Source organism: Brevibacillus sp. MCWH, assembly GCF_013096935.1.
GTDB classification, from domain to species: domain Bacteria; phylum Bacillota; class Bacilli; order Brevibacillales; family Brevibacillaceae; genus Brevibacillus; species Brevibacillus aydinogluensis.
Window position 1 is genome coordinate 18,381 of record NZ_SDLF01000008.1, and the last position, 15,155, is coordinate 33,535.

Consider the following 15,155-nt stretch of genomic DNA (forward strand, 5'->3'; position numbering starts at 1 on the left):
CCTCAACTTTCTCTTTCCAGTTTTTCGATCAGCGTCTCGAGTACATGGACGATTTGATCCATCTCCTCATCGGAAATGTCTTTGAACAACTTGTTGAAATACTCTTCGGAAAAGATCGGGATCTGCTCGACCTTTTCCTTCACCTTGCCCGTGCCGCGAATCCAGACTACCCGCCGGTCCTTTTTGTCGCGGACGCGTTCAACCATTTGTTCCCGCTCCAGCCGGTCGATAATGCCCGAGACCGTGCTGTAGGACAGGTCGACCGCCTTGCTGATCTGACCGATCGTCTTGGGCTCGCATTGGATTTGCTTGAGCACCATCAATTGCGGCACAGTCAATCCGAATTTCGCCAATTCTTTGGTCGCGATAGTAGTCAGCGTTTTGTTAAGCCGCTTTAACAGATCTCTCACCAAGATCGGCTTGCTCATCATGCGCCTCCTTTCGTTCAGAATTATTTCGTACCCGAAATTTTAAACACGAAATATATATTACGCCTTTTTCAAATCCTTGACAATACGTTTTTCGTGCGCACAGCACATCCGACAAGCCGCCTCGGGCGCAGCGGCCCAAACAAAAACAGCACCTCGCAACGGGTGCTGTCCGGACTGAAGCCAATCGTTGAAGTTCCGCGAGGAAACGCTCCTCCATCGTTTCCAGGCCGGAAGGCCTGCACATTGATCAACCGAAGGTGCAGAAAAAGGACATGGCATGGAGTGATGGGCCAAGTGAGCTCCTTTGACGACCTGCCCAGCGGAAAAACGAAAGACGTGGGGGATACAGGGGGCACAAGTCTCACTTCCTCGAACTACCCAGATGTTTGCCCCCTGCCCGCGTCGCGTTTTGAAGCGGACGCTGCCAACTTCTCTGCTGGTCGCCAAGAGAGCGAGCGGGCCCGATCACCCATGCGCCACGGACTTTGTCTACACGCTGACAGCACCTCGCAACGGGTGCTGTCTAGTCCGGAAGCTGCGGATCTGCCGGCGTTTCTTCCGGCATGTGATTGCGCACACTGGGCACATGCCTGGGTTCGTATTCGATTTCCGGGAATGAATGGATGGTAACCGTGATCTGTCCGTTTCCGGAATAGGCGCGAATCAGGATGGGATACGCGTACTTGTTCTGAAACACAAAATCAGGCCCGTTCCAGCTCACTGTGGCGTCCCGCCCGGGCGGGACGTACGCGACGTGGCGGCTGTGGGAGTATCGCTGCAAAATGTGCATGCCGGCGCGATCGACAGCGTTGTACAGGGTAGACGATACCTGACAGATACCCCCGCCGATCCCCTCGGACAGTTCTCCCCTGACAATAATTGGCGCTTCCAGATACCCCTTTTGCCGAGTGCGTGGGCCAACCACCTTGTTAAAGGAAAAGATTTCTCCGGGCAGGACGACGTAATTGTTAATCGCCTTGGCAGCCAGCATGATGTTATGAGAACGGTTTTTGTTCCGGGGATTGTAATAGGTGGAGTAGCCTCCGATGAACTTTTGCCGCACCTGGTTCAGCAGTTCGCGGTCCACCTTGGGCATCACCTCGCGAATGGCGGGCGTGATGCTTTTCGAACCGCTTCCGTAAAAGTAGTCGTAGACCTGTTCGGTAAACGCTTTTTCATGCAGCGCCCGTCCCCGCTTCTCGGGAACGATCCTGCCTGCTCCGTCAATCGTGGCGTTCACCGGTGCCTGGTACACCTGTTCCGCCACGCTTTTGATAACCCTCTCCAGCTTTGCTTCGTCCACCAGGGGAACTCCTGAAAACGGCAGCGTATAGTCGGCGCGGTCGAGTATGGCAATCGTCTCTTCTCCCCATTCGACCCGCAAAAAATCAGTCGCATCCAGCGGATTGGCCATCAAGAGCAGTGCCAACACAACAGGGAAACCCATCCGGACTGCTCACCTCCTCCGCATAGTATGAGCAGCCGAACGGGTTTCATGCGCACGGGCGGCAGCCGAACGTCAGGCCAGCCGCGCGGTCAGTTCACGCACAATGGACTGATGAACAGCCTCCACTTTATCACGGTCGGCCGCCTGTCCGTAGATGTCAGCCAGGCGATGGCGGCATATCTGCGCTTCGGCCAGGCTGGCGGTTCCCTTTTTCATCGCGGCGGCGTAGCGCCCCCTGATCTCGGCAAGTTTGTCGGCAAACACCTCGTCAGTGCCCGGCTCGATGGCCCGGGCGTACATGTCGATCACTTCGTCACTGCTTCGGTCGGGGAAGTACTCATGCGGCGCCGTGCTGTCAAAAATGGCGATGCTTTTTTCGGGCAGGATCACCATGTCCAGGCTGTTCGGGTCCAGTCCGCAGTGGTACACTTCGGCGTCGAAACCGCGCCGCTTTGCTTCCGCCACCAGTTTGTTCAGCATCGTCGACTTGCCGGAACCGGGTCGCCCTTTGATAAAGTAGCGTTTGCCGATGTCGGCGGTCAGATTGGCGATGTGATCAACCGGTCCGGACGGTGTGGCTGCGCCCAGATACATGTGCCGGATGCGGGCGTTCTTTGGCAGGGTTTCCTCTCCAAAAAACAGCTCCGTCACTTCTTCTGCGACGCGGTTGGCTTTTTCCCGATTCAGGCGAGAGATGTAGATTTCCTCCCACTCGTCGTGGATGGCAAGCGCCTGGGCAAAGGCTTCGTACGCTTCCTGCGTCTTTTGGTACAGCGCTTCGAACCAGGTCGCAATCAGATTCCTGCGGGGAGCCAGGCGATTTGTGTCAATCACAGCCTGCAAGTTGACATAGGACTCAATCAGCCCCGGCGCCCTCGGCTGAAGCACACGCGGATAGCTCCCATCCACCACGGCGGCCCGCAGATCAGAAAAAATCACTCCGTCAAAGGCGCCGTTGACAAACGGGGAATGAATCCACTCCACGCTGCCGGCGCGGGGGGCAAGTTCGTCACCAATCTGTTTGATCAATGTTGAAGCCAGGCCTTCCACTCCGCCAGTCAGGACAAACAGGCAGTCCATCTCCGCCAGGACGGAATCAAAAAAACAACGGTATCCTCTGGCCGTATTGCCGCCCGCGAATATATGTCGCTCCTTTGTATTCATTGACAACCCCTCCTGGATGTTGTGTGTCATGTCGGATCGGTTTATCCTATGCGATCATGAACCGATAGGCTTCTGCCCACGGCAAGAAAATGTGCGCCTTGCAGCCGTAAAAAAACCGGACAGCCCGCGGACTGCCCGGTATGATGGGCGTTACTTGTTCAGATCGGTCATCTTGCCGGTGTTGAGGTAAAAGATCCACTCGCAGATGTTGGTGACGTGGTCGGCGATCCGCTCCAGGTACTGGGCCACAAACAGCAGGTGAGTGCCCTGGTTGATGGACTGCTTGTTGCTGCTCATCACGTCGATCAGATCGCGGAAAATCGTCGAAAACAGCTTGTCGACGGCGTCGTCGCGAAGGGCAACTTCTCTGGCCGCTTCCTTGTCGCGGGTGATGTAGGCGTTCAGGCAGTCTCGCACCATGGCCTTGACGTGGTCTGCCATCAGCGGAATGTCGATCAGCGGCTTGACGTACGGCTCCACCATCAGCCGGCGCGTCGTCCTGGCGATGGCAACAGCGTGGTCGCCCATCCGCTCCAAATCGGTCACCAGCTTCAGCATCGTGCCCAAACGGCGCAGGTCGCTGCCCACCGGCTGCTATAGCGCGATCAGGCGAAAGCAGCCGATTTCGATCTGATGCTCCAGTTCGTTGATCATCGTGTCATGCTCAATAACCTGTTGGGCCAAATCCGCGTCCCGTTCGACCAGACTTTTGATCGCCTTGTGGATGGCTTCCTCCACCAGCGTGCCCATGGACATCAGGCTGCGGTGCAGGACATCCAGTTGTTCCTCAAATGCGTGCCGTGCCATACCTTCCCCTCCATTCTGTACACCCAATGCTACAAGGGGATTGTATACAGGGAGTGAAGAGATTGTTAGCGTAGTGTAAAGTTGTAAAATATCAGCAAACAGCATGGCGGCCAAAAGAAAAAGCGAGAGCCCTTCGACTCTCGCGTTACGTTGATCCTTCTGACGGCAGCGTCACCGTAAACGTGGTTCCCTTTCCTTCCACGCTTTCCACGCTGATCTGGCCATGCAGGTTTTCCACCAGGTGCTTGACGATGGCAAGCCCCAGGCCGGTGCCGCCGGAATCCCGGCTGCGCGCCTTGTCCACGCGATAAAACCGTTCAAAGATGCGCGGGATGTCCTGCTCCGGGATGCCGATGCCGGTGTCCTCCACCTGAATCTGCACCTGCGCCCCCAGCTGTTTGACGCGCAGCGTGATAGAGCCGCCTTCCGGAGTATAGGCCAAGGCGTTGGACATGAGGTTGAGCACGATCTGCTGCAGGCAGTCCTTGTCCGTCGTCAGCCAGACCGCCGGCTCCGGGTCCGGCAGGGTGAGCGACAACCGCTTGCGGTTCACCTGCTCCTGCACGATTGCGGCCGTCGAGGCGATCAGCTCCTGCACATGGACCGGGGTCATCTGCAGTTGGATGCGCTTCTGCTCGATCTTGGAGAGGTCGAGAACATCGCGGATCATGCGGTACAGCCGCTCACTTTCGTCGTAGATGATTTGCAGGAAATTGCGGCAGGTTTCCTTATCCTGCATCGCGCCATCCAGGAGCGTCTCGGTAAACCCCTTGATGGACGTGATCGGCGTCCTGAGCTCGTGCGAGACATTGGCGACAAATTCACTGCGCATCTTCTCCAGGCGGCGAATCTCGGTGATGTCGTGCAGGACGACAACCACACCTTTTGCCTCTCCCTTGAAGTTGATGTACGGCGCAAAGCTCACGTCCAGGATGCGTTCCTGCGGGTAGTAGATGTGCACCTCCTGGCGGAACTTTTCCCCCGTGTCCAGGCAGCGGTCGATGTACTGGCTAAGCCCAAAACTTTTGCTCGCCTCAATGTGCAGCCGGCCGACGAGATCGTGTCCGGACGTGCCGAGCAGCTTCTCAACGGCCGGATTGACCAGCATGATCCGCCGCTCTTCGGAGATGAAGATCACCCCGCTGGTCATGTTGGTAAGCACGCCGGTGAGGCGTTGCTGATTTTCGGAGATTTCGTACATCTGCTGTTCCAGGCTGGAGGCCATGAAGTTGATGGCACCCGCCAATTGGCCGATCTCGTCATTGGACTTGATCCGCACCCGGCTTTCGTAGTGGCGCTGGGTAATATTGCGGGCCACCCGGGTAATTTCCTCAATCGGGCGAATGATGCTGTAGGAGATGCGCGAGACGACAATCGCCCCGACTACCAGCGTCACCAGTAGTCCCGTAAGCAGGCTGTACCACATGTTGTGGACGGTGTCGGTGATGTCTTTCATCGACATGGAGGAACGGACGGCCCCGATGGTCTTGTCTCCCTCTTTGACAGGCACGGCCACGTACATCATGTCGTAGCCCATCGTTTCGCTGTAGCGGCGGGAAATGCCAATGTCCCCGTTCAGCGCCGCGACATATTCCGGCCGGTCGGCGTGATTTTCCATCTCCTCCTTATGTGTGCTGTTGTCATAGAGCACCCTCCCCGTCCGGTCGATAATCGTAAGGCGCACCTCTTCCGGGGCTACCTGGCTCACACGGTCAGCCAGCATCTTCACGTCGGAAAAGACCTCGGGAGAGCGAACTACCTGGGCCACCAGTTTGGACTCCCGGGAAAGCAGTTCATGCAGCGTCTGCAGGTAGGATTGCTCCAACACCTTCGCAAAATAGGTTCCCATCAGCACAAGGACCAGCGAGATGAGTCCGAGAATGGTCATGGTCAGTTTGATGCGAAAGCGCGTCAAGGAAATGGCCTCCCGTCATCCTTCCAGTTTGTAACCCAACCCGCGCACCGTTTTGATGTAGCGGGGATTTTTCGTGTCGTCCTCCAACTTCTCGCGCAGATGGCTGACATGGACGTCGACAATGCGCGAGTCCCCGATGAAATCGTAGTTCCAGACCGCGTTCAGCAGTTGATCGCGGGTCAGCACGCGGCCGGGATGGCTGGCCAGGTAGTGGAGCAGTTCAAACTCCTTGGGCGTCAACTCCACCTTGTCGTCCCGCCGGTACACCTCGAATTTTTCTGGATAGATGCGGATCTCGCCAAACTGCAGCATCACTTCGTCCAGCGCCGCCGCCGATTCGTTCCCCGTCTGGACGCGTCGCATGATCGCCTTGACGCGGGCGATCACTTCCCGCGGGCTGAACGGCTTGGTCAGGTAATCGTCCGCTCCCAGTTCCAGGCCGAGAATTTTGTCCAGTTCGTCGTCCTTGGCGGTCAGCATCAGAATCGGCGTGTTGTTCCGCTCCTGCCTAAGCGTCTTGCACACATCCATGCCGTCCATTTTCGGCAGCATCAAGTCCAGTATGATAAAATCGGGCTGTTCACTTCTGATCACGTCCAACGCCTGTTTGCCGTCGTACGCGGTCACTACCTGAAACCCCGCTTTTTCCAGATTAAACTGCAGCAGCTTCACAATCGACACTTCGTCGTCTACAACCAAAATTTTGGTCACAAGCCAGTACCCCCCAGGTTTTGCGTCCTTCTCTCGCTAGCTAGCTTTACCAAAACAACGAAAAAACTCAATTTTAGTCTGCCAGATGCCCAAACAGCTTTACAAGTTAATTTTCAGTAAAGAATAACCGCCTGGAGTTTGTCTGCAAAAAATAACCTGAGCCCGGTACAATACCGAGCTCAGGCATCTTGATTCAGGGCTTTTTACCTTCTGTCACTTGACAGGGGAATACCGGTTTGCCGGACGTACTGCTCACTTAGTTAGTTGAGCACGTTCATCACGTTGCGAACCGATTGGACAGATTTGTCGAGCGCCGCTTTTTCTTCCGGCGTCAGATCCAGCTCGATCACTTTTTCCAGGCCGTTTCCGCCCAGCAGGGTCGGTACGCCCAGATAGAGGTCGCTGTATCCGTATTCGCCTTCCAGGTAGGCGATCGCCGGCAGAATGCGCTTCTTGTCTTTCAGGATCGCTTCCGCCATTTGCACCAGGGAAGCGGCCGGCGCATAGTAAGCGGAGCCATTACCCAGCAGATTGACGATCTCGCCGCCGCCTTTGCGGGTGCGTTCCACGATGGCATCCAGACGATCTTTCGGGATCAGTTTTTCCAACGGTATGCCGCCTGCGTAGGAGTAGCGCACCAGCGGCACCATGTCATCCCCGTGACCGCCCAGCACAAATCCGGTTACGTCTTCTACGGAGACGTTCAGTTCCATCGCCACGAAAGTGCGGAAACGGGCGGTGTCCAGCACTCCGGATTGGCCGATGACCCGCTCCTTCGGGAACCCGGACGTTTTGAAGAAGGTGTAGGTCATCGCGTCTACCGGGTTGGACAGCACGATCACGATGGAGTTGGGCGCATAGGTTTTCACCTGTTCAGCCACGGAGCGCATGATGCCCGCGTTGGTGTTCACCAGGTCGTCGCGGGACATGCCCGGTTTACGCGCAATGCCTGCAGTGATGATCACGAGGTCGGCATCTTTGATGTCAGCGTAGTTGGCCGTACCGGTGATGTTGGCGTCAAAGCCCAGCACCGGCGAGGATTCCATCATGTCCAGCGCTTTCCCCTTGGTCGGGTTTTCCAGTTGCGGAATGTCAACCAGCACGATGTCTCCCAGTTCTTTTTGCGCCAGGATGAATGCCGTGGTAGCACCGGTAAAGCCGCTGCCGATGACAGCGATTTTTTTGCGTTGGAATGCCATATTGGTTCGCCTCCAATTATTTTGAAGTGCAAAAGCCGGTGATCGTCTCGCTTACATCTCTGTTGGATTGATTACATGTTTTTGATCAGGGCATCGGCAAACTCGGAGCATTTCAGCTCAGTTGCGCCTTCCATCAGACGAGCGAAGTCGTAGGTTACGGTCTTCGCGGAGATGGTTTTTTCCATGGAGGAAATGATCAGGTCTGCCGCTTCGTTCCAGCCCAGGTGACGCAGCATCATTTCGCCGGACAGGATGACGGAAGACGGGTTTACCTTGTCCAGACCAGCGTATTTCGGAGCAGTACCGTGGGTTGCCTCAAATACGGCATGGCCGGTCAGGTAGTTGATGTTGGCGCCAGGTGCGATACCGATGCCGCCCACTTGCGCTGCCAGTGCGTCGGAGATGTAGTCGCCGTTCAGGTTGAGTGTAGCCACGACATCGTACTCAGCCGGACGGGTCAGGATTTGCTGCAGGAACGCGTCGGCAATCACGTCTTTTACGATGATTTTGCCTGCTGCTTCTGCTTCTTTTTGCGCCTTGTCAGCGTCGCCGCCTTCCGCTTTGATGCGGTCGTATTGTGCCCAGGTGAACACTTTGTCGCCAAATTCGCGCTCAGCCAGTTCGTAGCCCCAGTTTTTGAACGCGCCTTCGGTGAACTTCATGATGTTGCCTTTGTGCACCAGCGTGACGGATTTGCGCTTGTTGGCCAGCGCGTAGTTGATTGCCGCGCGCACCAGACGTTCGGTCCCCTCTTTGGAAACCGGCTTGATGCCGATACCGGAGGTTTCCGGGAAGCGGATTTTTTTCACGCCCATTTCCTTTTGCAGGAATTCGATAACCTTTTTCACTTCCGGGGTGCCTTCCGCCCACTCGACACCGGCATAGATATCCTCGGTGTTTTCGCGGAAAATGACCATATCAGTCAATTCAGGATGTTTCACCGGAGACGGAACGCCTTGGAAGTAGCGAACCGGACGCACGCACGCGTACAGGTCCAGCTCCTGGCGCAGTGCCACGTTGATGGAGCGGATGCCGCCGCCGACCGGCGTGGTGAGCGGACCCTTGATTGCGATCAGGTATTCGCGAACAGCAGTCAGGGTATCCTCCGGCAACCACTCGCCGAATTGGTTGAACGCTTTTTCTCCTGCATATACCTCAAACCAGGCGATTTTCTTTTCGCCTTTGTACGCCTTTTCCACGGCCGCATCCAGTACGCGGACAGCCGCTTTCCAGATGTCGGGACCGGTACCGTCACCTTCGATGAACGGGATGATCGGGTTGTTGGGAACCACCAGTTTTCCGTTGTCTACCGTGATTTTTTCACCGGCAGCAGGCTGCGACAGGGTTTTAAACACAAGAATCCCTCCAGTGTGAAAAAGTAGTGAAAGAATATTTCCAGACGTAGGAGAACTACCACGCGACGTGGTAGTTCTCAAGCTTGCGCTCAGGAGTGTCGCACCGCTTTGGCGGCCGCCTCCTCCACGCTCGGAAAAGCAAAGGTCTTAGCGCTGGTCGATCGGCACGTAATGCCGGTTGACCGGTCCGGTGTAGTCAGCGCGCGGACGGATCAGGCGGTTGTTTTCATACTGCTCCATGATGTGCGCGGTCCAACCGGACATGCGGCTGATGGCAAAGATCGGCGTGAACAGGTCGCTTTCCAGTCCGAGCGAGGTGTAAACAGACGCGGAGTAGAAATCGACGTTCGGCTTCAGGCCTTTTTCGCCGGTTACCATTTCTTCGATTTTGACGGACATCTCGTAGAGGTCGGAACGGCCCACTTGTGCCGTCAGCTCTTTGGACATTTGTTTCAGCCACTTGGCACGCGGGTCGCCGTCCTTGTACACGCGGTGTCCGAAGCCCATGATCTTTTCCTTGTTGTCCAGTTTTTTGCGGATGTAGGATTCCACGTTGTCGATGGTGCCAATTTCCGCCAGCATGGCTGCCACCGCTTCGTTTGCGCCGCCGTGGAGCGGCCCTTTCAGCGTGCCGATGGCAGAGACGATGCCGGAGTAGATGTCAGTCAGAGTTGCGACAGTGACGCGCGCGGAGAACGTAGACGCGTTGAACTCGTGATCTGCGTGCAGAATCAGCGCAACGTCAAATGCCTTCACGGCCGTCTCCGACGGTTCTTCCCCCGTCAACATGTACAGGAAGTTTTTCGCGATGCTGTAAGACGGATTGGGGGCAACCGGCTCCATTCCCTTGCGGATTCGCGCAAACGCTGCCACCAGGGTAGGAGTTTGTGCCACCAGTCGAATCGACTTGCGGTAGTTGGCCTCCGGAGACATGTCCTGCGCCTCTTGGTCGTAGAGCGCTAGCGAAGAGACAGCTGTGCGCAACGCCGCCATGGGGTGTACGCCTTTCGGATAAGTGCGGATGCTGTCGATGACTTCTTTCGGCACCGCAGCATTTTCACCCAACTGCTTTTTCAAAGCCTCCAGCTGATCGCGCTTCGGTAGGGCTCCATGCCAGAGCAGGTATACGACTTCTTCAAAGGTAGCGTTTTCAGCGAGTTCGTCGATGTTGATGCCTCCGTAGCTGAGCACACCGTCGACGATGGAACAGATCGAAGATTGAGCGGCAACAACGCCTTCCAGTCCACGAGTAGCTGTCATGTAACTCTCTCCTTTTCCACTCTAAGCTATATGAAGTTGTCAGGATGAAGTAGGGGCGGTTCTTTTTACTACCCCCCTCCGCTGTGAATGAAGTGCTGAGGTTCATCATTCGCTTTCTCGTCGGGCCGAAAGAGGAGGAGAGACCGGATGGCCTTGCAACTGCATGGCAATAAAAAGAATCCAACCGTAATTCGACACAATTATAAAAGATTATAGCGATTTTGTGAATGAAAAAAGTACAACTTGCCCGGAAAGCGCAAGGTCCAGCCAAAACTTGTCAGCCCCGGAAAGCATGCTGCATAATAGGTACATGGAAGTTCGCCGTCCCCTTGGGGCCAGAAAGGAGAACGCGTTTGAATCGGGAAAACTGGGTGGAACGCCTCTTTCAACTGCTTCGATTAATCTGGGTCTGTCTGCTCGTGTACGCGGGCTTCAAGCTGACCCAATTTGCATTACCCTTACTTTACCCATTTCTCATCTCGTTAGTCATCGCGCTGATCATCCACCGACCGGTCACCTATCTGACGAAAAAGGCTCGGATTCCCCGTTGGCTGTCGGTGACCGTCGCGCTGCTTCTGCTGATGGTGCTTACCGCCGGCGTCGTCACCCTGGTCGTCACCGAGACGGTCGTCGAGATCGGGGAACTGGCCAGACAGCTGCCCGGGTTTGCCAACGAGCTGGGCACGTACCTGCAGCGGACGATCTCCCAAGACTTCCTGATGGGGTTGTACAACCAGGTGCAATGGTTCTACGAGCAGCTAGACCCCAGTTACAAGGAAAAGATCGACAGCACCGTGGGCAAAGGGATCACCTCGATCACCCAGGCCGGTCAGCACCTGATCGTGCAGTTCCTGGAAGGGCTGAAAAACCTGCTCCTCTCGCTGCCGAACCTGGCGACTGTGCTGGTGATTTCGATCTTGGGCGCCTTCTTCATTGCCAAGGACTTCTTCCTCTGGGAAGCGCGCTTCCGCCGCCTTATGCCAAAGGGCGTAAACAAACGGCTGAATCAGATTTTCAAAGACCTGAAAGCCGCGCTGTTCGGCTTTGGCAAGGCGCAGCTGACGCTGATTTCGCTCACCGCCGCGATCGTGATTGTCGGCCTGTTGATCCTGCGCGTCGAATACGCCATCACCATCGGGCTGATCACCGGTCTGGTGGATCTGCTTCCGTATCTGGGCACAGGGACGGTCTTTATCCCCTGGATTGTCTATCTCTTTTTCAAAGGCAACTACAGCCTGGTGATCGGCTTGTCGATCCTCTACGCGATTGTGTTGATTTTCCGTCAGATCATCGAACCCAAGGTGGTGGCGGAAAACGTCGGTCTCGACCCGCTGCTGACGCTGGTCGCCCTGTTCGTGGGCCTGAAACTGTTCGGCTTTCTCGGGCTGATCATCGGTCCCGTCTCACTTGTGCTGATCAATGCACTGGTGAAGGCGGACGTCTTTTCCGACATCTGGCGATACATCAAGGGCACGTAAAAAGGAGGCGCCATTCCTCCTTTTTTTCGTGTCCTGGCGCCGATTTACCTGCGGAAAAGGATGTGCACGCGGCCGCTGGAGATGAGCGACCAGAGCCAGCGCTTCAAGAGATGGCGCACGATTAACCGCGTGTAGGGGATGAGAAACAACAGCCCGAACAGGTCGGTGAAAAAGCCCGGCGCCAACAGCAGCACTCCGCCCGCGAGAATGAGCGCGCCGTCGATCAGCGCTTCCGTCGGCATCTGGCCGCGCGAGAGCTGGAGCTGCAGCAGCCGAAGCACCTGCATGCCCTGCCGTTTGGCCAGCCAGGCGCCAACCAGTCCGGTCAGGATCACCAGCGCCACCGTGTTCCAGCCGCCAATCACTTTGCCTACCGCGATCAGACCCCACAGCTCAATCGCCGGCACGACGACAAACAAGACCACAAGGATGCGAAACAGCATGCTACGCTCCTCCTTCGTACTGAGCCAGGAGCCAGGCATAGACGTCCGGTTCCGCACGGGAGAGACGAATCGGTTTCATCGTCGGCGTCGTGAAGGCGTGCATCGTTTTGCCGGACACCAGCAGCGTCTCGTCCGGGATGCGGTACACCTCGTAGGCAAATGTCAGCCGCACCGGCGTCAGCTCTTCGATCCGCGTGCGTATTTCCACCCAGTCATCGTACCGCGCCGGCAGCTTGTACCGAAGCGTCGCCTCCGCGACCGGCAGCAGCACCCCTTTTTCCTCCAACTCGCGATAGGTTAGCCCCGAGTGGCGAAGAAACTCCGTCCGCCCCACTTCAAACCAGGTCAGATAGTTGGCGTGATAGACCACGCCCATCTGATCCGTTTCGCCGTACCTCACCTGCAGTCGGTGAGTATGTACAACCGCACTCAATGCAACCGCCCCTTTCTCCTGTTATTGTACCACAGTCCTGCGATAAAACCTGCTTTCCGCCGCCTCCTTTCCCTTGCGGACGGACAAAAAAACCGGCGAAGAACGAAGCAGTTCGTTTCTTCTCCGGTTTTGGTTGCTGTAATACGGGGGCGTTAGCGGATCGGGCACGCGCCGCCTTCGCACGATTCCGCCGTCACCAGGTCGGAATCGCCGCCGTTCTCAAACTGCTGCAGGATGGCCGGGTCAAACGGCTTCATCGACGCTTTCAGCGCTTCGTACTCCTCTTTGGTGCAGGCTTCGTACGGAGCAAGCTGGTACGTGCCCCCGTCGAGCTGCAGGAACGACACACCGACGAAGTTGTCCCAGTTGGAGTAGACGATCTCTTCCACCTCGCCCCACTCTTCCGGCCGAACCGTAATCGTGTTGGAGGAGTTGTGCTCCGTATACTCTTTCTGGAAGCGGAAATAGGTCTCAAACTGCCGTCTGGCGCTGACCTGTTCCTTGGTCTCCTTGGCTCCGGAAGCCACCGGAAAGTCGATCACCAGCGTACGGGCGTTGGCCATGCGCTCCTCGTGGGTGTCGCCCGGCGTGCCCACTTCCGGATGGACTCTCCAGCCCAACGCCTGAACCGCTTTTGCCAGCGGATCTTCGGCGTTGATCCGAATGCGGCGGATGTAGTACGGCGAGTGGGACCAGTGCAGACCGCTGGATACACCGCCGGCCACCTGGGAGAGCGTGCCCTCCGGCTTCACCGTGGTCACCAACAGCGGCGCGTTGACGCGCAGCTCGTATGCGTAGCGATTTGCTTCCTCACGCGCAGCTTTACCGAGCAGACGAAGCAGTTCCACCTCCTGCTCCTCGGTGTATCCGAGCGAAGCGATGGCGTCCTTTACTCCGGTCAGCGACGTGCCGAGCAGACGGTCACGCTGCTGCACCCTGTCCCAGTGAGGCAGTTCCAGCGTCACCAGCGTCATGCGCAGTCCGGCGCGGGCCGATCTGCGCTGCGCGTCCAACAGGCCGTCCAGATCCAGGTATTTGGAGCCATCCGGGCTTTCCTTGACGAACTGCACCAGATTGACGGTGGTCAGGTTGCACACGCCGTAGGAGTCGAGCAGAATTTCCGCACACGGGTTGAGCCCCTCCGCGTTAGGACGGCGCCGGTTGGCCTCTTCCAGGTTGATGAAGCCCGGCTCGCCTTCCATCTGCATCATCGTAAAGACGAGGTGCAAAAATTCCCGGCTCGGCTGTTTCGTGAAGGCAATGGAGTTGTTGGACATGCGGCGATGATCCAGTCCAAAGCGGCCGTCTCCCACCTTTTGAATCGTGTCAAACCAGGACGGCTTCCGATCGCCCAACAGTTCGCCCACCATGCGGTGATGAGCGAGCTGCTCTTCTGTCCAGAATCCGTTGATGCCGTATTTGGCAAACAGGCACTCATAGTCGTCATGGTCAAACAGGAAGATCTCCGCCGTACGGCGTACGCCCCCCACCACGACGTTGGCTCCGATCAAGTTGCCGATGTCGAGAATGTGGATCGGACGCACCTTTCCGTAGCCCTTCTCGTCGCTTTCAATTGGCTCCAGATACGGATCGATTTTGTTTTTCAGCACCTTGTCGATGCCCTCAAACATTTCGCGAAGCGGTTCGTGGCCGCTGGCCGTACCGCCGAAGCGCTTCAGCCGCTCCCCTTTGGGGCGGACGCTGTTGTAGGAGATTTTCACAGTATGGATGTGCTCATATTCCTTTTTCGTCAGGATGTCCAGGTAGAGGCGCAGCGACTCGACCCAGCCTTCCTTGCTGTCACCGACGTAGATTTTGGCAAAGCCGTTTTCCAGCACTTTCAGTTCGGAGCGCTCCAGCCGCTGGTGTTTGGGCAGGGGCTTGTACTCCGAGGAAAGCAGGGTAACATTGGTGCGGATCGGCGAGAGTCCTGCCGCCATCTCCTTCGTGCACTTGAAGCCGACGCCTGTTCCCACCAACAGCAGGTAGAACAGGTCGCACAGATCCTCCCAGGATTTGATGTTCAGGAATGAACAGTTGAAATTGGCCAGCGGATACAAATCAGCTACGCCGTTTTCCGCTCCGCCCACCCAGAGGGTGCGGCCGGACAGGAACTGTCTGAGATTGAACATGTTATCAAACAGTCCTTCCGCTTCCTTCTCCAGTTCCTGCAGATCAGGGGTTAGCCCGATCTTTTGCAGATGCTGATAGGCCAGCTTGATATTGTAATCCACCGAACGGCGACAGGTTTCTTTCCAAGTCTCCCGTCTGCCTTTTTCCGGAAGAAAACGGGAATACGTCCGATAATAAACGAATTGTCCCAGTGCATTCATGTGCGGCGGGAAATCGGGGTAACGGTCCAGAAATTCATCCCGCAAAAAACGGGTTCTCGTCTCTGTAGCCAACATGTCGGTTCCTCCTTCAATACTATCATCTCTAGTTAACCCCTTTTCCCGCAAAAACTCAATAGTTTTTTCTATATGTTGTGTGCAATATTTTTCGACAACACAAT

The 15,155-nt window shown here is 56.4% G+C and carries 12 protein-coding genes and 1 pseudogene; 1 reads left to right on the top strand and 12 read right to left on the bottom strand.

Annotated elements, in window-relative coordinates; genetic code table 11:
* Positions 1-2: 2 nt before the first annotated feature.
* The 9 genes and pseudogenes from ETC00_RS09335 to citZ form a co-directional block, all read right to left on the bottom strand.
* Positions 3-428, bottom strand: coding sequence for a MarR family winged helix-turn-helix transcriptional regulator (locus ETC00_RS09335; protein WP_171565728.1), 426 nt, complete (start codon positions 426-428; stop codon positions 3-5).
* Between the two features lie 526 nt (positions 429-954).
* A complete protein-coding gene (locus ETC00_RS09340) occupies positions 955-1,878 on the bottom strand; it encodes a VanW family protein (RefSeq protein ID WP_171565729.1) in 924 nt (307 codons plus the stop codon).
* Between the two features lie 72 nt (positions 1,879-1,950).
* Entirely contained in the window at positions 1,951-3,042 is a 1,092-nt protein-coding gene (locus ETC00_RS09345) for a PRK06851 family protein (protein ID WP_171565730.1), read from the bottom strand.
* 150 nt (positions 3,043-3,192) lie between these two features.
* Positions 3,193-3,849 (bottom strand): annotated as a pseudogene (gene phoU / locus ETC00_RS09350) (phosphate signaling complex protein PhoU).
* A gap of 145 nt (positions 3,850-3,994) precedes the next feature.
* Positions 3,995-5,764 carry a two-component system histidine kinase PnpS gene (pnpS, locus tag ETC00_RS09355; RefSeq protein WP_171565731.1) on the bottom strand — a complete coding sequence of 590 codons (1,770 nt, stop codon included), beginning with the start codon at positions 5,762-5,764 and terminating at the stop codon, positions 3,995-3,997.
* Between the two features lie 15 nt (positions 5,765-5,779).
* The gene (locus ETC00_RS09360) at positions 5,780-6,475 is read right to left on the bottom strand and encodes a response regulator transcription factor (RefSeq protein WP_171565732.1); all 696 of its coding nucleotides are present in this window, start codon (positions 6,473-6,475) and stop codon (positions 5,780-5,782) included.
* A gap of 260 nt (positions 6,476-6,735) precedes the next feature.
* On the bottom strand, positions 6,736-7,674 hold the full coding sequence (mdh, locus tag ETC00_RS09365) for a malate dehydrogenase (protein ID WP_171565733.1): 939 nt from the start codon (positions 7,672-7,674) through the stop codon (positions 6,736-6,738).
* Positions 7,675-7,745: 71 nt separating this feature from the next.
* Entirely contained in the window at positions 7,746-9,029 is a 1,284-nt protein-coding gene (icd, locus tag ETC00_RS09370; protein ID WP_171565734.1) for an NADP-dependent isocitrate dehydrogenase, read from the bottom strand.
* A 147-nt stretch (positions 9,030-9,176) separates the two neighbouring features.
* Positions 9,177-10,289 carry a citrate synthase gene (gene citZ, locus ETC00_RS09375; RefSeq protein WP_171565735.1) on the bottom strand — a complete coding sequence of 371 codons (1,113 nt, stop codon included), beginning with the start codon at positions 10,287-10,289 and terminating at the stop codon, positions 9,177-9,179.
* A gap of 353 nt (positions 10,290-10,642) precedes the next feature.
* Between citZ and ytvI the strand changes: the two genes are divergently transcribed.
* Positions 10,643-11,767: a sporulation integral membrane protein YtvI gene (gene ytvI / locus ETC00_RS09380; RefSeq protein WP_171565736.1), complete on the top strand. Its 1,125-nt coding sequence runs from the start codon at positions 10,643-10,645 to the stop codon at positions 11,765-11,767.
* A gap of 44 nt (positions 11,768-11,811) precedes the next feature.
* On the opposite strand, the gene ETC00_RS09385 is transcribed toward ytvI, so the two are convergent.
* The 3 genes from ETC00_RS09385 to nrdJ form a co-directional block, all read right to left on the bottom strand.
* Complete coding sequence (locus ETC00_RS09385; protein ID WP_371808889.1) at positions 11,812-12,210, bottom strand: FxsA family protein; 399 nt, start codon at positions 12,208-12,210, stop codon at positions 11,812-11,814.
* 1 nt (position 12,211) lies between these two features.
* Positions 12,212-12,643 carry an acyl-CoA thioesterase gene (locus ETC00_RS09390; protein ID WP_171565737.1) on the bottom strand — a complete coding sequence of 144 codons (432 nt, stop codon included), beginning with the start codon at positions 12,641-12,643 and terminating at the stop codon, positions 12,212-12,214.
* A gap of 152 nt (positions 12,644-12,795) precedes the next feature.
* On the bottom strand, positions 12,796-15,051 hold the full coding sequence (nrdJ, locus tag ETC00_RS09395) for a ribonucleoside-triphosphate reductase, adenosylcobalamin-dependent (RefSeq protein WP_171565738.1): 2,256 nt from the start codon (positions 15,049-15,051) through the stop codon (positions 12,796-12,798).
* Positions 15,052-15,155: the final 104 nt, after the last annotated feature.